The sequence below is a fragment of the Pseudomonas sp. SWI44 genome, from assembly GCF_002947915.1.
Taxonomy (GTDB): Bacteria; Pseudomonadota; Gammaproteobacteria; order Pseudomonadales; family Pseudomonadaceae; genus Aquipseudomonas; species Aquipseudomonas taiwanensis.
The window spans coordinates 3372480-3388142 of sequence record NZ_CP026674.1 but is presented as its reverse complement, the minus strand read 5'-3'; the positions used below and the strand labels follow the sequence as shown (position 1 = coordinate 3388142).

The 15663-nt window shown below is 57.5% G+C and carries 12 protein-coding genes; 7 read left to right on the top strand and 5 right to left on the bottom strand.

Annotated elements, in window-relative coordinates:
* The first annotated feature begins 16 nt into the window (after positions 1 to 16).
* The 5 genes from C4Q26_RS16000 (at position 17) to C4Q26_RS15980 (ending at position 3826) form a co-directional block, all read left to right on the top strand.
* On the top strand, positions 17 to 985 hold the full coding sequence (locus tag C4Q26_RS16000; protein ID WP_104883301.1) for a DUF932 domain-containing protein: 969 nt from the start codon (positions 17 to 19) through the stop codon (positions 983 to 985).
* Positions 986 to 1067: 82 nt separating this feature from the next.
* A complete protein-coding gene (locus tag C4Q26_RS15995; protein WP_104883300.1) occupies positions 1068 to 2069 on the top strand; it encodes a YqaJ viral recombinase family protein in 1002 nt (333 codons plus the stop codon).
* Between the two features lie 78 nt (positions 2070 to 2147).
* Positions 2148 to 3068 (top strand): hydrolase or metal-binding protein, encoded by a 921-nt coding sequence (locus C4Q26_RS15990; RefSeq protein WP_104883299.1) that lies wholly within the window; start codon positions 2148 to 2150, stop codon positions 3066 to 3068.
* A gap of 51 nt (positions 3069 to 3119) precedes the next feature.
* Complete coding sequence (radC, locus tag C4Q26_RS15985) at positions 3120 to 3617, top strand: DNA repair protein RadC (RefSeq protein ID WP_104883298.1); 498 nt, start codon at positions 3120 to 3122, stop codon at positions 3615 to 3617.
* Between the two features lie 20 nt (positions 3618 to 3637).
* Complete coding sequence (locus C4Q26_RS15980) at positions 3638 to 3826, top strand: hypothetical protein (RefSeq protein ID WP_104884051.1); 189 nt, start codon at positions 3638 to 3640, stop codon at positions 3824 to 3826.
* Positions 3827 to 3944: 118 nt separating this feature from the next.
* On the opposite strand, the gene C4Q26_RS15975 is transcribed toward C4Q26_RS15980, so the two are convergent.
* The 5 genes from C4Q26_RS15975 to C4Q26_RS15955 all read right to left on the bottom strand — a co-directional run bounded on the left by C4Q26_RS15975 (position 3945) and on the right by C4Q26_RS15955 (position 11758).
* Positions 3945 to 5669: a DUF262 domain-containing protein gene (locus tag C4Q26_RS15975; protein WP_104883297.1), complete on the bottom strand. Its 1725-nt coding sequence runs from the start codon at positions 5667 to 5669 to the stop codon at positions 3945 to 3947.
* A complete protein-coding gene (locus C4Q26_RS15970) occupies positions 5666 to 8347 on the bottom strand; it encodes a DEAD/DEAH box helicase (RefSeq protein ID WP_104883296.1) in 2682 nt (893 codons plus the stop codon). The genes C4Q26_RS15975 and C4Q26_RS15970 overlap by 4 nt, the downstream gene beginning before the upstream one ends.
* Before the next feature lie 3 nt (positions 8348 to 8350).
* The gene (locus C4Q26_RS15965) at positions 8351 to 9955 is read right to left on the bottom strand and encodes a site-specific DNA-methyltransferase (protein ID WP_104883295.1); all 1605 of its coding nucleotides are present in this window, start codon (positions 9953 to 9955) and stop codon (positions 8351 to 8353) included.
* 265 nt (positions 9956 to 10220) lie between these two features.
* Positions 10221 to 11192, bottom strand: a complete 972-nt coding sequence (locus C4Q26_RS15960; protein WP_104883294.1) for an inovirus-type Gp2 protein — start codon at positions 11190 to 11192, stop codon at positions 10221 to 10223.
* A 335-nt stretch (positions 11193 to 11527) separates the two neighbouring features.
* Positions 11528 to 11758 (bottom strand): AlpA family transcriptional regulator, encoded by a 231-nt coding sequence (locus C4Q26_RS15955; RefSeq protein ID WP_104883293.1) that lies wholly within the window; start codon positions 11756 to 11758, stop codon positions 11528 to 11530.
* A gap of 879 nt (positions 11759 to 12637) precedes the next feature.
* Between C4Q26_RS15955 and C4Q26_RS15950 the strand changes: the two genes are divergently transcribed.
* Complete coding sequence (locus tag C4Q26_RS15950; RefSeq protein WP_104883292.1) at positions 12638 to 13471, top strand: hypothetical protein; 834 nt, start codon at positions 12638 to 12640, stop codon at positions 13469 to 13471.
* Between the two features lie 370 nt (positions 13472 to 13841).
* Complete coding sequence (locus tag C4Q26_RS15945) at positions 13842 to 15563, top strand: SulP family inorganic anion transporter (protein WP_027907461.1); 1722 nt, start codon at positions 13842 to 13844, stop codon at positions 15561 to 15563.
* The last annotated feature ends 100 nt before the right edge of the window (positions 15564 to 15663 follow it).

The window sequence follows — 15663 nt, the reverse complement described above, 5'->3', positions numbered from 1 at the left end:
TAAAGGAATAACAATCATGGCTCATCTCATCGAAACTATGGCTTATGCTGGCGAAACTCCCTGGCATGGCTTGGGCAATCAGCTCACGCAAAAACAACCCATCGAAGTTTGGCAACGCGAAGCCGGCATGGACTGGGCGATCCAGGAAAGCCCCGTCCTCTTCAAATCAGAGACCGTCGGCCACCTGGGCGCGATCCATTCCTTCCCCGAACAGAAGGTGCTCTACCGCTCCGACACCAAGGCACCGCTGTCGGTGGTCTCCCAGCGCTATCACACCGTGCAGCCTCGGGAAGTTTTGGAGTTTTATCGTGACCTCACCGAGGTCTCCGGCTACGAGCTGGAGACTGCGGGGGTACTCAAAGGTGGTCGCAAGTTCTGGGCGTTGGCGCGTACCGGTCAAGGTGCTGCACTCAAGGGTAACGACCAGGTTAACGGCTACCTACTGCTGGCCACGTCCTGCGACGGCACCCTGGCCACCACGGCAACACCCACTACCGTGCGGGTAGTCTGCAACAACACCTTGACCATCGCCTTGGACGGCACCAGCCGCGCGATCAAGGTGCCGCACAACACCCGCTTCGATCCGAAGGCTGTGAAGAAGCAACTCGGCATAGCCGTCTCCGGTTGGGACGAGTTCATGTGCCGCATGCGCCATCTCGCTGAACGCAAGGTCCAGTGGCAAGAAGCTCTTGGATACTTCATGAACGTGCTGTGCGAGGTAAATCCGAGCAATCAACTGCCGGAGCAACTACCTAACGAACGTGCTCTGCGCAAGGTCCAAGAGCTGTATGAAGGCCATGGTCGGGGCAGCCAGCTCGAATCGGCACGCGGCACCGCCTGGGGCTTGCTCAATGCGGTGACCGAGTACATCGATCACGAGCGCCGCGCCCGTAGCAATGAGTACCGCATGGACTCGGCCTGGTTCGGTCAAGGGGCGCAGATCAAGCAACGCGCTCTGGACACAGCCCTACAACTGGTCGCCTGACCGCTTAACGTCTTTCCACCGCGATAACGCCTGATCAGCCTTGGCGCTGGTTGGGCGTTTTTATGTCCGCAAGGTGAACTTTATGAAAGCCACTCCGTTGAGCAGCACCGGCAGGTCTCGCCCGGCACTGCGCTTGATCAGCACCAAAGAGTTACCTCGTGAAGATTGGCTGTCGGTGCGCAAACAGGGTATCGGCAGCTCGGATGCAGCCGCTGCCGTTGGCCTGAATCCCTACAAGTCGCAGTTGGAGCTGTGGCTGGAGAAAACCGGTCGTGATACGTCACTTCCCAAGCTCGACCCGCAGGATGAAGAGAGTCCAGCCTACTGGGGCAATGTGCTGGAGCCCATCGTCGCCTGGCATTACAGCAAACGCAGCGGCATCCGGGTACGACGTATCAATGCCGTACTGCAGCATCCGAATCCCGAGCTGTCCTGGATGCTCGCCAACATCGACCGCGAGGTCATTGGCGCAGACGACGTGCAGATCCTCGAATGCAAGACCGCCGGTATAAATGGGGCACGCCTTTGGAAGGAAGGCGTGCCGGAGTATGTGCAGTTGCAGGTCATGCATCAGTTGGCCGTCACCGGCAAACAGGCGGCGGATGTCGCGGTACTGCTGGGTGGCCAACACCTTGAGATCCATCGCATCGAACGGGACGAGTCGATGATAGCTCGGCTGATCGATCTGGAGCGACAGTTCTGGGATTACGTGGTCAGTGATACCCCTCCACCGGCCGATGGCACAGCGTCTGCGGAAGCGGCGTTGCGCTGCCTCTACCCCGAGGACAACGGGCAGGCGCAGGACTTCAGCCAGCACCCGGAGCTGGCCAACACCTACCTGGAGCTCAAGGCTATTCGCCAGAGCATCGCCCAGCAGGAAACCCGTGAGGCGCAACTTAAGCAAGCCCTGCAACAGGCCATGGGCGCAGCCACCCGTGCAGAGTTTGCCGAGGGTTACATCAGCTGGAAGAGGTCCAAGGACAGTATTGGGCTGGATGTCGAACAGATGCTCAAGGACAAACCCTACCTGCAGGCCCGCTACCCCAAAATCAAAACAGGCAGTCGCCGTTTTCTGATCATCTGAACCAGTCCCTTCATTCAAGCCACCCGGACCGTTTACGTCTCGGTGGCTTTTTTATTTTTCAGACCAAGGATAACCACCATGCTTAAAGGTCTAGCTATCACCCCCCCGGTACTCGGGCGCATTTCCATCGGCAAAGTCGTCGAGAAGAACGGCAAGCGTCTGCCGGAAAAAGACGATCAGTTCACCATTACATCACAGGTACAGAGCCGCGATGGCTGGCTGCTGCATCCACTCAATGAGGAGCTGCGCAATGGCCAGGACGGCAAGCTGCGCAGCATTCCGATCCGCCTACTGTTCAACGAGCCTGACCTGAACTTTCGCGCGGACTACAGCCTGTTCGACCGTAACACCGGCCGGCCGCTATGCGTCGGCAATGGTGAGACCTGCAAACGTTTGACCAAGGACGGCATCCAGTCGTTGCCCTGCCCTTCACCTGATGGCTGCTCACTGGCCCAAGGCAATGCCTGCAAACCTTACGGTCGCTTGAACGTGGTGATCGGTGACGGCGACCCGCTAGGCAGCTTTGTCTTCCGCACCACCGGCTTCAACAGCATCCGCACCCTGGCGGCACGCCTGCAGTATTTCCAAGCCATCTCTGGCAATCGCCTGGCCTGCCTGCCTCTGGAGTTACGCCTGCGTGGTAAGTCCACTCGGCAAAGCCATGGCACGCCAATCTTCTACGTGGACATCACGGTACGTAGTGGGCTGAGCCTAGAAGACGCCTTACTGGAAGCCAAGCAACTGGAGGAAACCCGGCAAGCCGCAGGCTTTGACCAGAGCACCTTGGATCAGGCGGCCCGGCAGGGCTTTAACAATGGCGCCTTTGAAGACAGCGAGGAGGACTGCGGTGCCATCGTCGAGGAGTTCTTCCCCGCCATAGAAGATCAGCCCAGCCCTGGAAAGCCCCAAGCCCAACTGGCAGCGCCTGCCAAACCCTCACTCGCTCAAAAGTTGGAATCGCAAGCCGTGCGGCACAACAGCAGGTCTTCGGCTCAGTAACCGAACTCTTCAGCCCCTTTCATTTCTTCGCATTCAAATAGGAAGTCCACCATGAAATATCACAAGCTCATCGCTGGTGAAACGACCGGTACCTATGTCATGGAATCCCCCGTCACCGAAGCTGACATCCTGCGTATGGCTCAGCAGCTGGCAATGAGTCGCCTGTCTAAAGGCCGGGCACTGACTGAGCCGAAGCAGGTCTTCGGCCACCTGCAAACACTGCTGCAGTACTATGAATACGAAGTATTTGCGCTGCTGCTACTCGATACCAAGCACCGGGTGATTGCCTTCAGGGAGCTGTTCAGAGGCACGCTAGATGGGGCCAGCGTGTACCCACGGGAAGTGGTCAAGATCGCCCTAGAGTACAACGCCGCTGCTGTAATACTGGTGCATAACCACCCCTCAGGGGATCCCGAACCCAGCCAGGCCGACCGTGTCTTGACCAGCAAGCTGAAGGACGCACTGAGCCTGGTCGGTGTCAGGACGCTTGATCACATCGTGGTGGCCAGCGAAGGTTGTGTTTCGCTGGCCGAGCAAGGCTCCTTGTAATGGAGCCTGAGGGCCATTCCATGTACCTACTCCGTTTCCTTGTCTTGGTATTCGTGCTGATCGGTATCCTGGCCAGTTGCGGCGTCGCGGTCGCGCTGTTGGCTCTCGCTCTGCGTTTCTGGCCGGTGCTGCTGGTCTTCGCCCTGACAATCAGCCTATTCGGCTGGCTGCTCAAATGCATCGGGCTTCGCATCACGTCGAAGCGCTGATCCAGAGCGCCTTGCACTCACTCAACTCAAACGGGCATAGAACAGCATGAGCAGCCTATGGCTGCTCATGCTGTGACCTGGATTTTTCTTTGCTCCTGTAGCTTTGCAAAACGCTGAATCAAGCGTCCGACTCGTAGGAATCTTTCAGGCGCTGCAACAGGTCTTTGTGACGCGCCTCCAGGTCAGTCAGCCTAAAGCTCCCCATCGCCAACAAACGCTGCGAGTTTGGCAAGCTTTCCACCCGATCCTCGAAGTAGCGAACTCGCTTGCTCGCAAAGTCCAGATTGCCTAGGGACGTGTTCTTACGCCGCGAGAGCAGCATCAGGTTGCCCAGGCGGTGCAGCCATATCTCGCGCTGTTCCTCATTGAAGTCCTTGACCCACTGGCTCGCGCCATCCGGATTCTGCGGCAGGATATGCTCCACACTAATATCATCCGGCAGGTTTAACGGCGCGGCATGACTGGCCAGCAAGTACTCCAGGCGCAGCAGAACATATCGAGCGAAGCGCCGACCATAGATGGCGCCGTCCAGTAAGTCCTGCAACTGTTTACGGTCAAAGTCGAAGGCTTTGCTGGCAAGCACTTCAGCCGGGGTCTCGGCCGCCTCGATCACCTTAAGCACTTCATTCATGTTGCTGATGCGCTGGGTTGGTGTGAGCTGCACGATCCAGTCAGCCGAGAATTTGTTGTCGATGCGCTCGATCAGATCGAGCAACTTCGCTGCCTTGAACTTACGATACCAGGCCAACACTGGCGGAATCCAGTCGGTGGAAGGCATGCCACGACGCATCACGTTGATACGGTTGCGATAGGCATTACCCAGACTGGCCGGCAGACCATCGAGCTGGATCGCCTCATCGAATGCATCCTTGTACGCCTTCACGGCCTCGAAGCTCTCGCTGCCCAGCGCCAGCAGCGGCGGCTTGGCGCCGTAGATACGCTCGTCAAACTCCTTGAGCAGACCTTCACGTGCCTTGTCCTTCACATAGATGGTGCGCACCAGCGAGAGGAAACGGTCAAACTCGTCGCGGCCCATCTCACCTTCAACTTCTTCCCAATTTTCAGCCCACTTGCTGCGCTCGCTTTCCTTGGTGACAGCCCCGAGGTTTTTGGCCTTTAGAATATCGCTGTTGGACAGCGGAATACCCCGGTCGTTGAGGATGGTGAACAGCCGGAAGGCATCGTCCAGATCCTCGGTGGCCACATAGATGAACAGAGCGTTGTTCAGCAGATAGCCAACGAAACGGTCAAAGTCGCCTTCGTTAGGGAAACGGCTGCTGTCATCAAAACCGGCATGAATGGTCTGCATTCCTGCCGCCATATTGGCCAGAGACAGGTTCTTGCTGGCGGCAATTCCAGCCAAATCAGCGCTGCACGAGCCGTTGTCGGCCTTAACAAAGCGCTCGATGAAATTGCCCACGTTGTCGCGGATGTCATAGACGATGCGGTTGCGGCCAGGAATTTTCTTCCACTTATTTTCCTCCTGGAACAGCATCTCGCGGCAGGCGCCCTTGAGCTTGTCGTCCGTGACCCGGTCACGGATGCAGGCCAACATCAACATCAGGGTGGTCAGGCGTTGCTGACCATCCAGCAGCTCGTATTCCTCAAAGCTCACCCCTTCGGTGGTGCGTGTAGCCTTGCGCAGCACCATCGAGCCCAAGAAATACTGGCCGTCCGGGTTGTGCTCGCTGGCGTAGTTCACATCGTCGATTAGCTCGGATATCTCATCCTTGCCCCAGACGTAAGCCCGCTGGTAGTCCGGAATACGGAACCAGAAGCGGGAGAACACTTCGCCGATCACAATCTTGGCGCTGTCAATCTGGCCCTTTTTGCTTGCACTCACTGCAAATTCTCCTCAATCCCTTCCCAGCGCTTGTCCGTGATCATCACGAAGCGGCAACGCCCCTCGGAAAGCCGTGCCCACAGGCCGCCAATCAAACGGTCATCCTCATGGGCGCTCCAACGATCTGCACCTTTGTATTCAACGGCCAACACCGCTCCATTGGGCAACTGACAAAGAAAATCGGGGTAAAAACGACCATCAGCCTTCTGTAGGAAGAACGAACTACCTTCCCGGCGCACGAGGTTTCGTACCCAGAACTGGATGCGCCCCTGTTGCGCCCATTTGTCCAGCTCACAAGCGCAAAGGAACTCCTCTTTGCTATCGAAGTCCCCAATGCGGCCATAGAAGTGTTTACGGAAATCGAAGAGGCCAAATCGCCCATCGTAGTCGCGGCTGGGCGCGTAACCGTGGGCGTGGAACTCGAAAGCATATTGATCGCCCACGGTTACGCGTGACGCCGCATCATCGGCAAACAGAGCCTGCTGATAGGCCATGTTTATAGCCTGCTTACGCAGTGCTCGAATGCGCGCCTCGATCAGATTGCGGATCAGGAATTTCTGCAGGTTAACGCGGGCCAGCGTGAAGCCATCCCGGCGCAGCAAATCAGTCAGCCACGCCACAACAAAGGCCTGCTTGCTGGCATGGGTCAGCGACGGCTCGGGTAGGTTGCGGCACAGCCAAGTGGCCAAGCGTAGCTCATCCCAGTTCTCCGGCTGATAGACCAGCCCCAGATCACGCTGCAGGTCAGGCAGGAATCGCGGAATCAGCTTTCCGCTACTGTCGATGTCGATTACGCCGCCTTCGGACACTTTCAGAGCGCCACCCAACGTCGCAAGGTCATCGGTTGCCGGCGCTGCATCGTAGATCGACACATCCCAGGGGTACTCCAGCACCTCGGGATCATCGAACAGTTGCAACTCCCCCTGCACATGCAATGCCAGTTGTGGAACTCGCAAATGCTCTCCCAACTCAGCAGGAGTCTGGAAGAACTCAATCGCAGTGGTGCGACTGGTCTCTGCGGCCTGCACAATCGCCACCGCTGCTGCCTCCGAACTAACCGAGGCTTTGAGCTCCTCCGCCTCATCCTCAGTCAGTGGCGTGCTGATTGTCAGTGTGTTGCGCTTACCATCCCAACTCACCTTGTCACGTACCAGTTTGGGCACGCTCTTCAGATCAGGCTTCTCTGTCAGAGTAACGGCAACCGGCGTATAGACTGCCCGCGTGCCCTCCAGATCCAGCCGCGCCTGCTCGGCCTTAGCAGCCACGACAAACTCTCTGACATCGCGTCGTTCAAATCCGGCCCCAGCCACCAGCCGGTCACGCAGCGCACCTGCCGTTTCGGCAAAACTACGTGACACCACAAAGGCATAGGACTGGTTCAGTGGCGTGGCATGACGATGGCTAGCATCGGGCTGGCGTAACACGCGACCGAGTAACTGCTCAACAGCAGTTGCAGAAGACAACGAGGCCATGCTCACCAGAATGTAGGCAAATGGGCAGTCCCAGCCTTCGGCCAGCGCCTTCTGGGTGATGACGAACTTCACTGGGCAGGCCGGGTCGGCAATGCCCAGCTTGTAGTCAGCGTCAATCTGCTCCAGGCCCTTTTCCTCTCCGGTAGCGACGACGATCTCATGGGCCGGGATGCCGTGATTGGTAATCAGCTCCTGGCGCACCTTATCGAAATCCAACGTTTCCACACCGGCCCGGCGCGGCTCGGACTGAATCAACACCAGTGGCCGCAGATAGGGCGCACCTGCTCGACGCTCCTCATCGGCCAGCTTGTGCAGGGCGTCGCGCCGTCCAATAGCATCGGCCAGGCACTGCTGCCAGTTCGGCTCAGTCTCCAGCACCACCGGCAGTTTGATCATTTCTTCCGCCTTCAACTCGGCGGCAGACACACTGTGCAGCACGTTGCTGGGGGTGCGCTCCAAGTCGGGCGTGGCGGTAAGCTCCATCACGCCGCTGGGGCGGAAACGCGCCAACATGTCAAAGGCCAACTCGGTGCGGCTATTGTGCGCCTCATCGACTATCACAAAGGGGCGACGCAGGCGCAGCACATTGGCCAGGGAATAGGGCGTGGTGCGCTCACTGCCTTCGCCATCGGTCAGCAGTTCATCGCGCTGACTGGGAGAGAGATTGTCGAAGTGATGCATCAGCGTGCCGCTGCTCTGGTACACCTTGCGACATTCCTCCTCCTCCACCTGGAACGCCTGCCGCGTGGCGACAATCACCGTGGTTGAGGTGTCCAGCGTCGCGCGGGTGACGCTCTTGGCCTCGTCCAGATCCAGCACCGTGATAGGCCCGGCCTCGCGCAGCGCAGTGTGGTAGGGGTGGTTGCGGTCTTTCAGCGCCTTGAGCGTCTGCTCACGGATGGGCTTGCTGGGCACCAACCACAGAATCACGCTGTGCTCGGTACGCAGAAGATGGGTGTTGACCCCTGCCACGCTTTTCGCCGCCAGCCAGGTCTTGCCGCCACCTGTAGGCACGCGTAAACAGAAATAGGGCATGTCTAACGGGAAGCCGGACAACGGATAGTAGGGGTTACCCCTCCCCCACAGGCGCTCGGTGGTAATCGTGAAGGCGACGGAAGGAGAAGGCTGCTCGTGGCAGGCTTGAAAATAGGCCTCCACGCTGTCCAGCACTTGCTGTTGATAGATTTTTGGAGCGAATTCGGACATGGCTTACACCTCCAGCGCGTAAGGGGTTTGCTTGAAGGTGATGCCTTCGCGTGCGGCGCGTGCGCCCAGGCGATTGGCGGCAGCGTAGATCACTTTCGGCCCAGCGAAAGTCGGCAGAACGTCCAGCACCGGGCCGGTGAGCACATTGCCGCCAGACACCGACTTGTCCTTGAGGATGCCGTTGTACAAAAGGTAGATAGCGCGGCCTTCATGCACGCCCAGTAGTGGGCTTTCAGCCTGACCGACAAAACCGGTGCCGGTTTCAGCGAACCAGACGAATTCAGCCAACTGCGCAAAGGTCACGTCGCTGCGTATTTGGCCATCGGCATTAAAGAGCGGGTGCTCACTTAGACGACAGAACTGAAAGCCGCCACCCAAACCCTCGATGGATTGCTCCTTAGCGTTGCTGTAGCCCTGCGCAACACGTCGGACCCGCTCGGCGGTCATGTTCTGGGCGAGGCCTTCTCCCATTTCTACGAGGATGAAGCGGCGGGAACCAGCGTCCTCAGCGTTCTGTTGCAGCACGGCGTGGCCTGTAGTACCTGAACCGGCGAAGCTGTCGAGAATCAACGAGTCCTTATCAGTGGCGATTTGCAAGATACGCTGGATTAGCCGAATAGGTTTTGGGGTTATGGTTTCAGAGGGAAGTTTGCTGAGAATTTCACGCACTTCATTCTTTGCTTCTGCATTGTGTCCCGCATCTTCATGCAACCATAACGTAGTTGGCGTAACACCATCTTTGACTTCCGAAAGGAAGCGTTTGACGGCCGGAACACCCTCACCATTTTTTCCCCACCAAATTCGATCCTCGGCGAGCATGCGGTCAAAGGAATCGCGAGAATAACGCCAGTATGTTCCTGATGGGGGGCTGATCCGTTTTCCGACCGGAGACTCAATCTCATACAACCCCTGCGAATAAACATTCCTCGCATGAAACGGAGTAGCTTTCCATGGACCACGTGGATCGTTGTCTGGATTCTTAAAAGCATCGTCCTGCTTAGACGCACGCGGAATGAGATTTATGCTCCATTTATGTTTGTTTTTCGCAAAGCAAATAATGTGATCATGCATTTCTGAAAAGTAACGAGCGGAATTCTTAACGGTGTAAATTTTTTGCCATTCAATCTGCGTGACAAAATTATTCGCACCGAAAATCTCATCCATCAACAGCCGCAGTGTGGCGACTTCATTATCGTCAATGGACACAAATATCGCTCCGTCATCGCGCAGGAACTGCTTTAGAAGCACTAGCCGTGGATACATCATGCATAGCCAGCGGTCGTGCCGATCCAGCGTTTCACCTTCCTTGCCCACCACTTCGCCCAACCACTTGCGAATCTCCGGACTGCTGACGTTATCGTTGTACACCCACCCCTCATTGCCTGTGTTGTACGGCGGGTCTATATAGATGCACTTCACCTGGCCTGCGTAGCGTGGCAGTAGCGCCTTGAGCGCGTGCAGGTTGTCGCCCTGCACGATCAGATTGCCGCTGTCCTTGCCGTGATTGTCGCCACAGGATAGCTCCCTCACCGGCTCCAGAAGGCGGAAGGGTACGTCCTTGTGGTGTCTGACCACGGCCTCTTTGCCGATCCAGTTCAATGTTGGCATTCAGCCCTTTCCTTCAATCCATGCGCGATGACGACAGGTCATCGCAGCGTTGTTCTTTCTATCCAGACTGCATCTGCGCCAATCCACTCGAGCGAGGTGCCTGCCCAGTCGGCAGCCTAATAAAGTGCGACCGGCATTCAGGGAATGTGCGAGCGGCCCGACAGCAAACTGTAAACCCGGCAAATTAGCAGGTCAGCACGTACCAGGCGAGCTTTTGCACCCTAACAACAGAAGCACGAGGTCGCATTGCCAAAGCCACACCCTGTCACCCTCGATACGGACGCTTCATCTGACCCGTCCGCAGACTTCGAGCCCCCTCGGGCCTCAAGCGCAGGTGCTGACCGTCTTTGACTAGATACTTCACTGCCTTGTGCACATGGCGCCGAATTGCTCGATCACTCCTCAGGATGCGGCCGATACCACACCCGTCTCCGTATTGCTCCTTATCGTGGTTGCAACTGTAGATGTAGCCCTGACCATGCGTGATGTCCTCCCACAACGCGCCGAGCTGGATGGCCTTGTAAACATCGCCCTGCACCTCGTTGCCATTGAAAAAGTAGGCAGCATGGATGTGGTAGCCCCCACCATCCTTCCTGTCACCCTGCTCCACCGAATAAATGTGGCCGATGAGATGGTCAAAAATCGTATTGCGCTTGTGCTTGGTAATCAGTTCATCCAGGTCATCGAAGACATGTTCGACTCGCAGCCTGACCTGGGCATCAGAACGGTAGTGGAAGTCGACCCTGACGATAGTGATGCGTGAGTAGAGCTCACATAAGGCATCGGCGTAGTCGCAGACTTGGATCCCCTGTTCCTTGGCCTGGTGGCGGAGGTCATGCTTCCTGCGGAGATACCACCCTTCACGAGTCAATTGACGGATCCGGGCGACCAAGACGTTCATGCTGTGATGATGATCCAGGTAAGCCGTACCCTCTTCATTCAGACAGGCAGGGCCGTCAGGGTGGCGCTCCAGCCCGATGTCCTGACATGCAGCCCTAAACGCTTGCAGGTGCTCGCTGTAGCTGTATTCGATACGGCCTTCAAATAGATCGACCATCTGCTGGATGTGATCGAAGTACCGAGAACGCTTGGTCTCTTGGACCCGTTCGTAACCTGTGCGGGCTTGCTTGATTCGGAATGCCGGTAAATCTGAATCTCCGATGGCCAGGACAAGTCGCTCGATCTGGAGGGCAATGTCGGACTGGGAAAGATGGGTGTGAGTCTTGCGATTGGTCATGGATAGGTACCTGGTTGGTTGTTGTGCATACCAGGCACGTGTTGTGTATTTTTTAACCGATGACCTATCCCTGCCTGTGCAGTAGGTGCAGTACTGGATAAGTGTCAATAACTATTGAATTATTAGGTTTTGATAGACAGTAGCTATATCACTAGAAGCAGCCCAGCCGACTACCAGCCCTCCCGGCGAGAGCTGCCAATGGAGAGCAACATTGCCTGCCTGCCGAGAGATTTGCCGAATCGCGTCTTGGGAGAGTTAGCTGAGAACACTGGACCTTACCAAAGGGCATAAACGCCATGACCAGCCGTAGCCAGTCATGGCGCAGATGGTTAGTTCTAGCCGGCCACACTCAGGTGGCCGGTGGCGCGCACCGCAGCACCCTCTGCCAGGTCACGCTCCTCGATCCTTGCCAAGATCCAGTCGTGCACCTCGCTGTCGACCCAACCGACGCAACGGTCGCCCAGTGACACCGGTTTCGGAAAGGTGCCCTCCCCGATGTGCTTGTAGATGGTCGACCGCGCCAGACCGGTCGAATCGATGACTTCTTTCAGGCGGATGATTCGCATGAGCAGGCTCCTCTGTGGCTCAGAGGATCTGCAAGCGCCGTTTAAAAAAACTAAACGACCATAACACCCTGACCTGCCCCTACCAAACGGGACATCGGCTCCCCGCCAGGCAGGCGTTTGAACTTCTGAGGTAAACAGCATTTCAGCCCTCCGTGCGAATGCTCCTCGCCGTAATGCTTGAAGAATCCTAGGCTCATTCGATGGGGACGTGGCACATACAGTCCCGCCACGTGGCCTTACGAGGCCCCCTATGCGTTGCTCTACGGGCTGACGCCCCGGATAACCGGCGATAGTAGGTCGATACTCCAGACAACGACTCCGGGTGGTCGGTGGCATCGGCCGAACCGTTATAGCTCTGACGCCGCGCTGACATAGCCTGCAACTCGCCATAGAGGCGTTCTTGATAGGCTACAGCATCACGTCACGATACCGCCTTGCACCCCGACCTCCTGAGCGTGGCGATCAGGCCGAAAGACAGACGCAGTTTTTCCACCGCCCTTGCCGCTGAACTCGAAACCATTCGAACATCATCAAGAGCTGATCGTCTCCACAGCGACACGATCTCCGCGACACCGCGCCACACCCGGCTGTTTGCTCAGCGCTCCAGCAACAGGCAGTGCTCGCGGCAAATTCCTTTCACAATCACCGTAGTCTAAGGTCTGCTGACGCAACGTCCAATTCCTATAAAACCCTTTAAAATCGTCATCAAAGCCAAAATCCAACCAATAGAATACTCCTAGAATGTCCGTAGAGCAGACATATAAAAACGGTAGACTATCCATAGAACCCGAGTAAAATCTACATAGAAGACACAAAGAGCCTTACTAGAATTAGGCTTGATGTATCACTAGTGATTCACACCTAGAGAGCTAACTGATAATGGCTGTCAACGACCCCTCCGACCCAATCACTCCACTCCTAGGCACTTGGATAAATCACCGGCAAGCAACTTGGCTGTGGCTTGGCCTGCGCATACACGAGAAATTTGACCTCGACGACAACTCGTGCGGCGGAGCGACTATGCGAGATGAGGTCGCTTGGGCCCTAGAGGGGGCCCCGGATATCACTTCAAGCTTTCGAGCCAAAAAAGATCGCTATTTGCTGCCAGAGGAACAGCTGGCTTGGATCACCGCCAGCCAAAGACAGCTTCAATGGCTAACCCCGAGAATTGACACTCTCACAGACCGAATCCTTCCCAGATGTCTCGTCCACCTCCAGGGGCGGGATCGACTCGTAGCCGCCCTAGACATTTGGAAAATCGACCTCGAAAAGAAGCAGCGTGCAGTAGAAAGGCTTCATGACCAATGGCGCAGACACAAAGCCATGGACAGCCAGCTTGAGTGGTTTAGCGATCAGAAAGAGGGCACGAAGCGATGCCTTTGCGCCTGGGAGTGGCTACAGAAGAATTACTTGAAGCCATTCTCAAGACAGATTCCCATCAGCAACTATCAGGAGCTGCTGATGTTCTTCGACCACGAAGACATGGGTTCAAACGAGAGAGTAGCTATCATCCAAAGGATCAGGAAGCTTTGGAGCAAAAGGCAATTCAATGAACGCTCCGCTGACAAGAAGCAGGTCAACGTCATGCTCCCGAAAGCAGTAATTTCCCAGTTGGATGCGCTAGCAGAGAAGCATGGCCTGAAACGCGCTCAAGTCATTGAAAGCTTGGTCAGGATGGAGGCCGATGCTGGCGTGTACTTGGCCGGAAGCTAGGAATACTACACCCGCACCGTTAAGACACCGCAGTAACACTACCCACGGACTCAAAACCGGGTAAAAAACCGGGTACACGGAATTGTGTTATTCGTACAAACACCCACGAGACACGATCTTCACGGCATTACTTCCCGACTAACGTCTGAGACCAGGCCACTCGCGATACGAAAACCCCTTGGGCAGCAATGCCCAAGGGGTTTTCTTTTGCCCGCTGGGCAGCCGTGAGCCCTTCCTGGCCCCGGTAAGCCAATTCCCAAGCTGATGTGACCTCAAGCAGCGGGTTGCAAGTTCGCAAATGTCTTGCATCCTTGAGGTTGATGGGGGCGCGCTAGTGCTGTAGAGCCCCCCACTTCCCGGAGCCTGCACCATGGAAAAATCGCCTCGCGCCTCCCGCTTCGACTGGCAACGCTGGCTCCCCGGTCTGGCCACCCTACTCCACTACCAACCCACCTGGCTCCCCAGGGACCTCGCCGCGGGCCTGGTCCTGACCACCATGCTGGTCCCCGTGGGGATCGCCTACGCCGAAGCCTCCGGGGTACCGGGCATCTACGGCCTGTATGCCACCATCGTCCCGCTGTTGGCGTACGCCCTGTTCGGCCCCAGCCGCATTCTGGTGCTCGGCCCGGACTCGGCACTGGCGGCCCCCATCCTCGCCGTGGTGGTGCAATACGCCGCCAGCGACCCACAACGGGCTATCGCCATCGCCAGCATGATGGCCCTGGTGGCCGGTGCGTTCTGCATGGTCGCCGGCCTGCTGCGGCTGGGCTTCATCACCGAACTGCTGTCCAAACCAATCCGCTATGGCTATATGAACGGCATTGCCCTGACGGTGTTGATCAGCCAGCTACCCAAGCTGTTCGGCCTTTCGTTCGACAGCCAGGGCCCTTTGCGCGATCTCTGGCAACTGGCCCAGGCCTTGTTCGCCGGCCAAGGCCATTGGCCAAGCTTCGCGGTGGGTGGCGCCAGCCTGGCGTTGATCGTGTTGCTCAAACCCTACAAACGTCTCCCCGGCATCCTCATCGCGGTGGTGCTGGCCACCGTGGCCGTGAGCGTGCTGAACCTGGACCAGCAGGGCGTGAAGGTGCTCGGCGAGCTGCCCCAGGGCCTGCCCAGTTTCACCTTTCCATGGCTGAGCGACATTGACCTGGTGGAGGTGCTACTGGGCGGCATCGCCGTGGCACTGGTGTCCTTCGCTGACACCAGCGTGCTGTCGCGCACCTACGCCGCTCGCTTGAAGGCGCCGGTGAACCCGAACCAGGAAATGTTCGGCCTGGGCGTGGCCAATCTGGCGTCCGGGTTGTTCCAGGGCATCCCCATCAGCAGCAGCTCGTCACGCACCCCAGTCGCCGAAGCTGCTGGCTCCAAGACCCAACTGACCGGCATCATCGGCGCGCTGGCAGTCACGCTCCTGTTGCTGGTGGCGCCCAACCTGATGCGCTATCTGCCCAACAGCGCCCTGGCGGCAGTGGTGATCGCCGCCGCGCTGGGGCTGTTCGAGTTCGCCGACCTCAAGCGCATCTTCCGTATGCAGCAATGGGAGTTCTGGTTGTCGTTCACCTGCTTCGTCGGCGTGGCGGTGTTCGGCGCCATTCCTGGCATCGGCATCGCGGTGGTGATCTCGGTGATCGAATTTCTCTGGGACGGCTGGCGTCCGCATTTCGCCGTGCTGGGCCGTGTGGATGGCACCCGCGGTTACCACGACATCGAGCGCCACCCGCACGCACGACGGATTCCGGGGCTGGTGCTGCTGCGTTGGGATGCTCCGCTGTTCTTCGCCAATGCCGAGCAGTTCCATAACACCGTAATGGCAGCGATCGACGAGTCGCCGACCCCGGTACAACGCCTGGTGGTGGCCGCCGAGCCTGTGACCAGCATCGACATCACCTCCGCTGACATGCTCGCCGAACTGGACCGCATCCTTGAATCCCGTGGCGTTGAGCTGCAATTTGCCGAGATGAAAGATCCGGTCAAGGACAAGATGAAGCGCTTCGAGCTGTTCCATTGCATTGGTGCGCAGGCCTTTCATCCCACGGTAGGCGCCGCCGTGGATGCCTACCTGAAGGATACCGGCGTCGACTGGCAGCCCTAGGGTCTACATGAAACGTCTTGAGACGAACGTCAGGCCCCGAGGCTGTTTTCAACGCAGCATCACCGAGTATCAAAGCTTTTCATACAAAGCCTGGCGGATG

Bases quoted from the DNA above. Each gene is read 5' to 3' on its own strand.
- C4Q26_RS15990 (WP_104883299.1), top strand. From the start codon at position 2,148: ATGCTTAAAGGTCTAGCTATCACCCCCCCGGTACTCGGGCGCATTTCC.
- C4Q26_RS15970 (WP_104883296.1), bottom strand. From the start codon at position 8,347: ATGTCCGAATTCGCTCCAAAAATCTATCAACAGCAAGTGCTGGACAGC.
- C4Q26_RS15965 (WP_104883295.1), bottom strand. From the start codon at position 9,955: ATGCCAACATTGAACTGGATCGGCAAAGAGGCCGTGGTCAGACACCAC.
- radC (WP_104883298.1), top strand. From the start codon at position 3,120: ATGAAATATCACAAGCTCATCGCTGGTGAAACGACCGGTACCTATGTC.
- C4Q26_RS16000 (WP_104883301.1), top strand. From the start codon at position 17: ATGGCTCATCTCATCGAAACTATGGCTTATGCTGGCGAAACTCCCTGG.
- C4Q26_RS15950 (WP_104883292.1), top strand. From the start codon at position 12,638: ATGGCTGTCAACGACCCCTCCGACCCAATCACTCCACTCCTAGGCACT.
- C4Q26_RS15960 (WP_104883294.1), bottom strand. From the start codon at position 11,192: ATGACCAATCGCAAGACTCACACCCATCTTTCCCAGTCCGACATTGCC.
- C4Q26_RS15980 (WP_104884051.1), top strand. From the start codon at position 3,638: ATGTACCTACTCCGTTTCCTTGTCTTGGTATTCGTGCTGATCGGTATC.
- C4Q26_RS15945 (WP_027907461.1), top strand. From the start codon at position 13,842: ATGGAAAAATCGCCTCGCGCCTCCCGCTTCGACTGGCAACGCTGGCTC.
- C4Q26_RS15955 (WP_104883293.1), bottom strand. From the start codon at position 11,758: ATGCGAATCATCCGCCTGAAAGAAGTCATCGATTCGACCGGTCTGGCG.
- C4Q26_RS15995 (WP_104883300.1), top strand. From the start codon at position 1,068: ATGAAAGCCACTCCGTTGAGCAGCACCGGCAGGTCTCGCCCGGCACTG.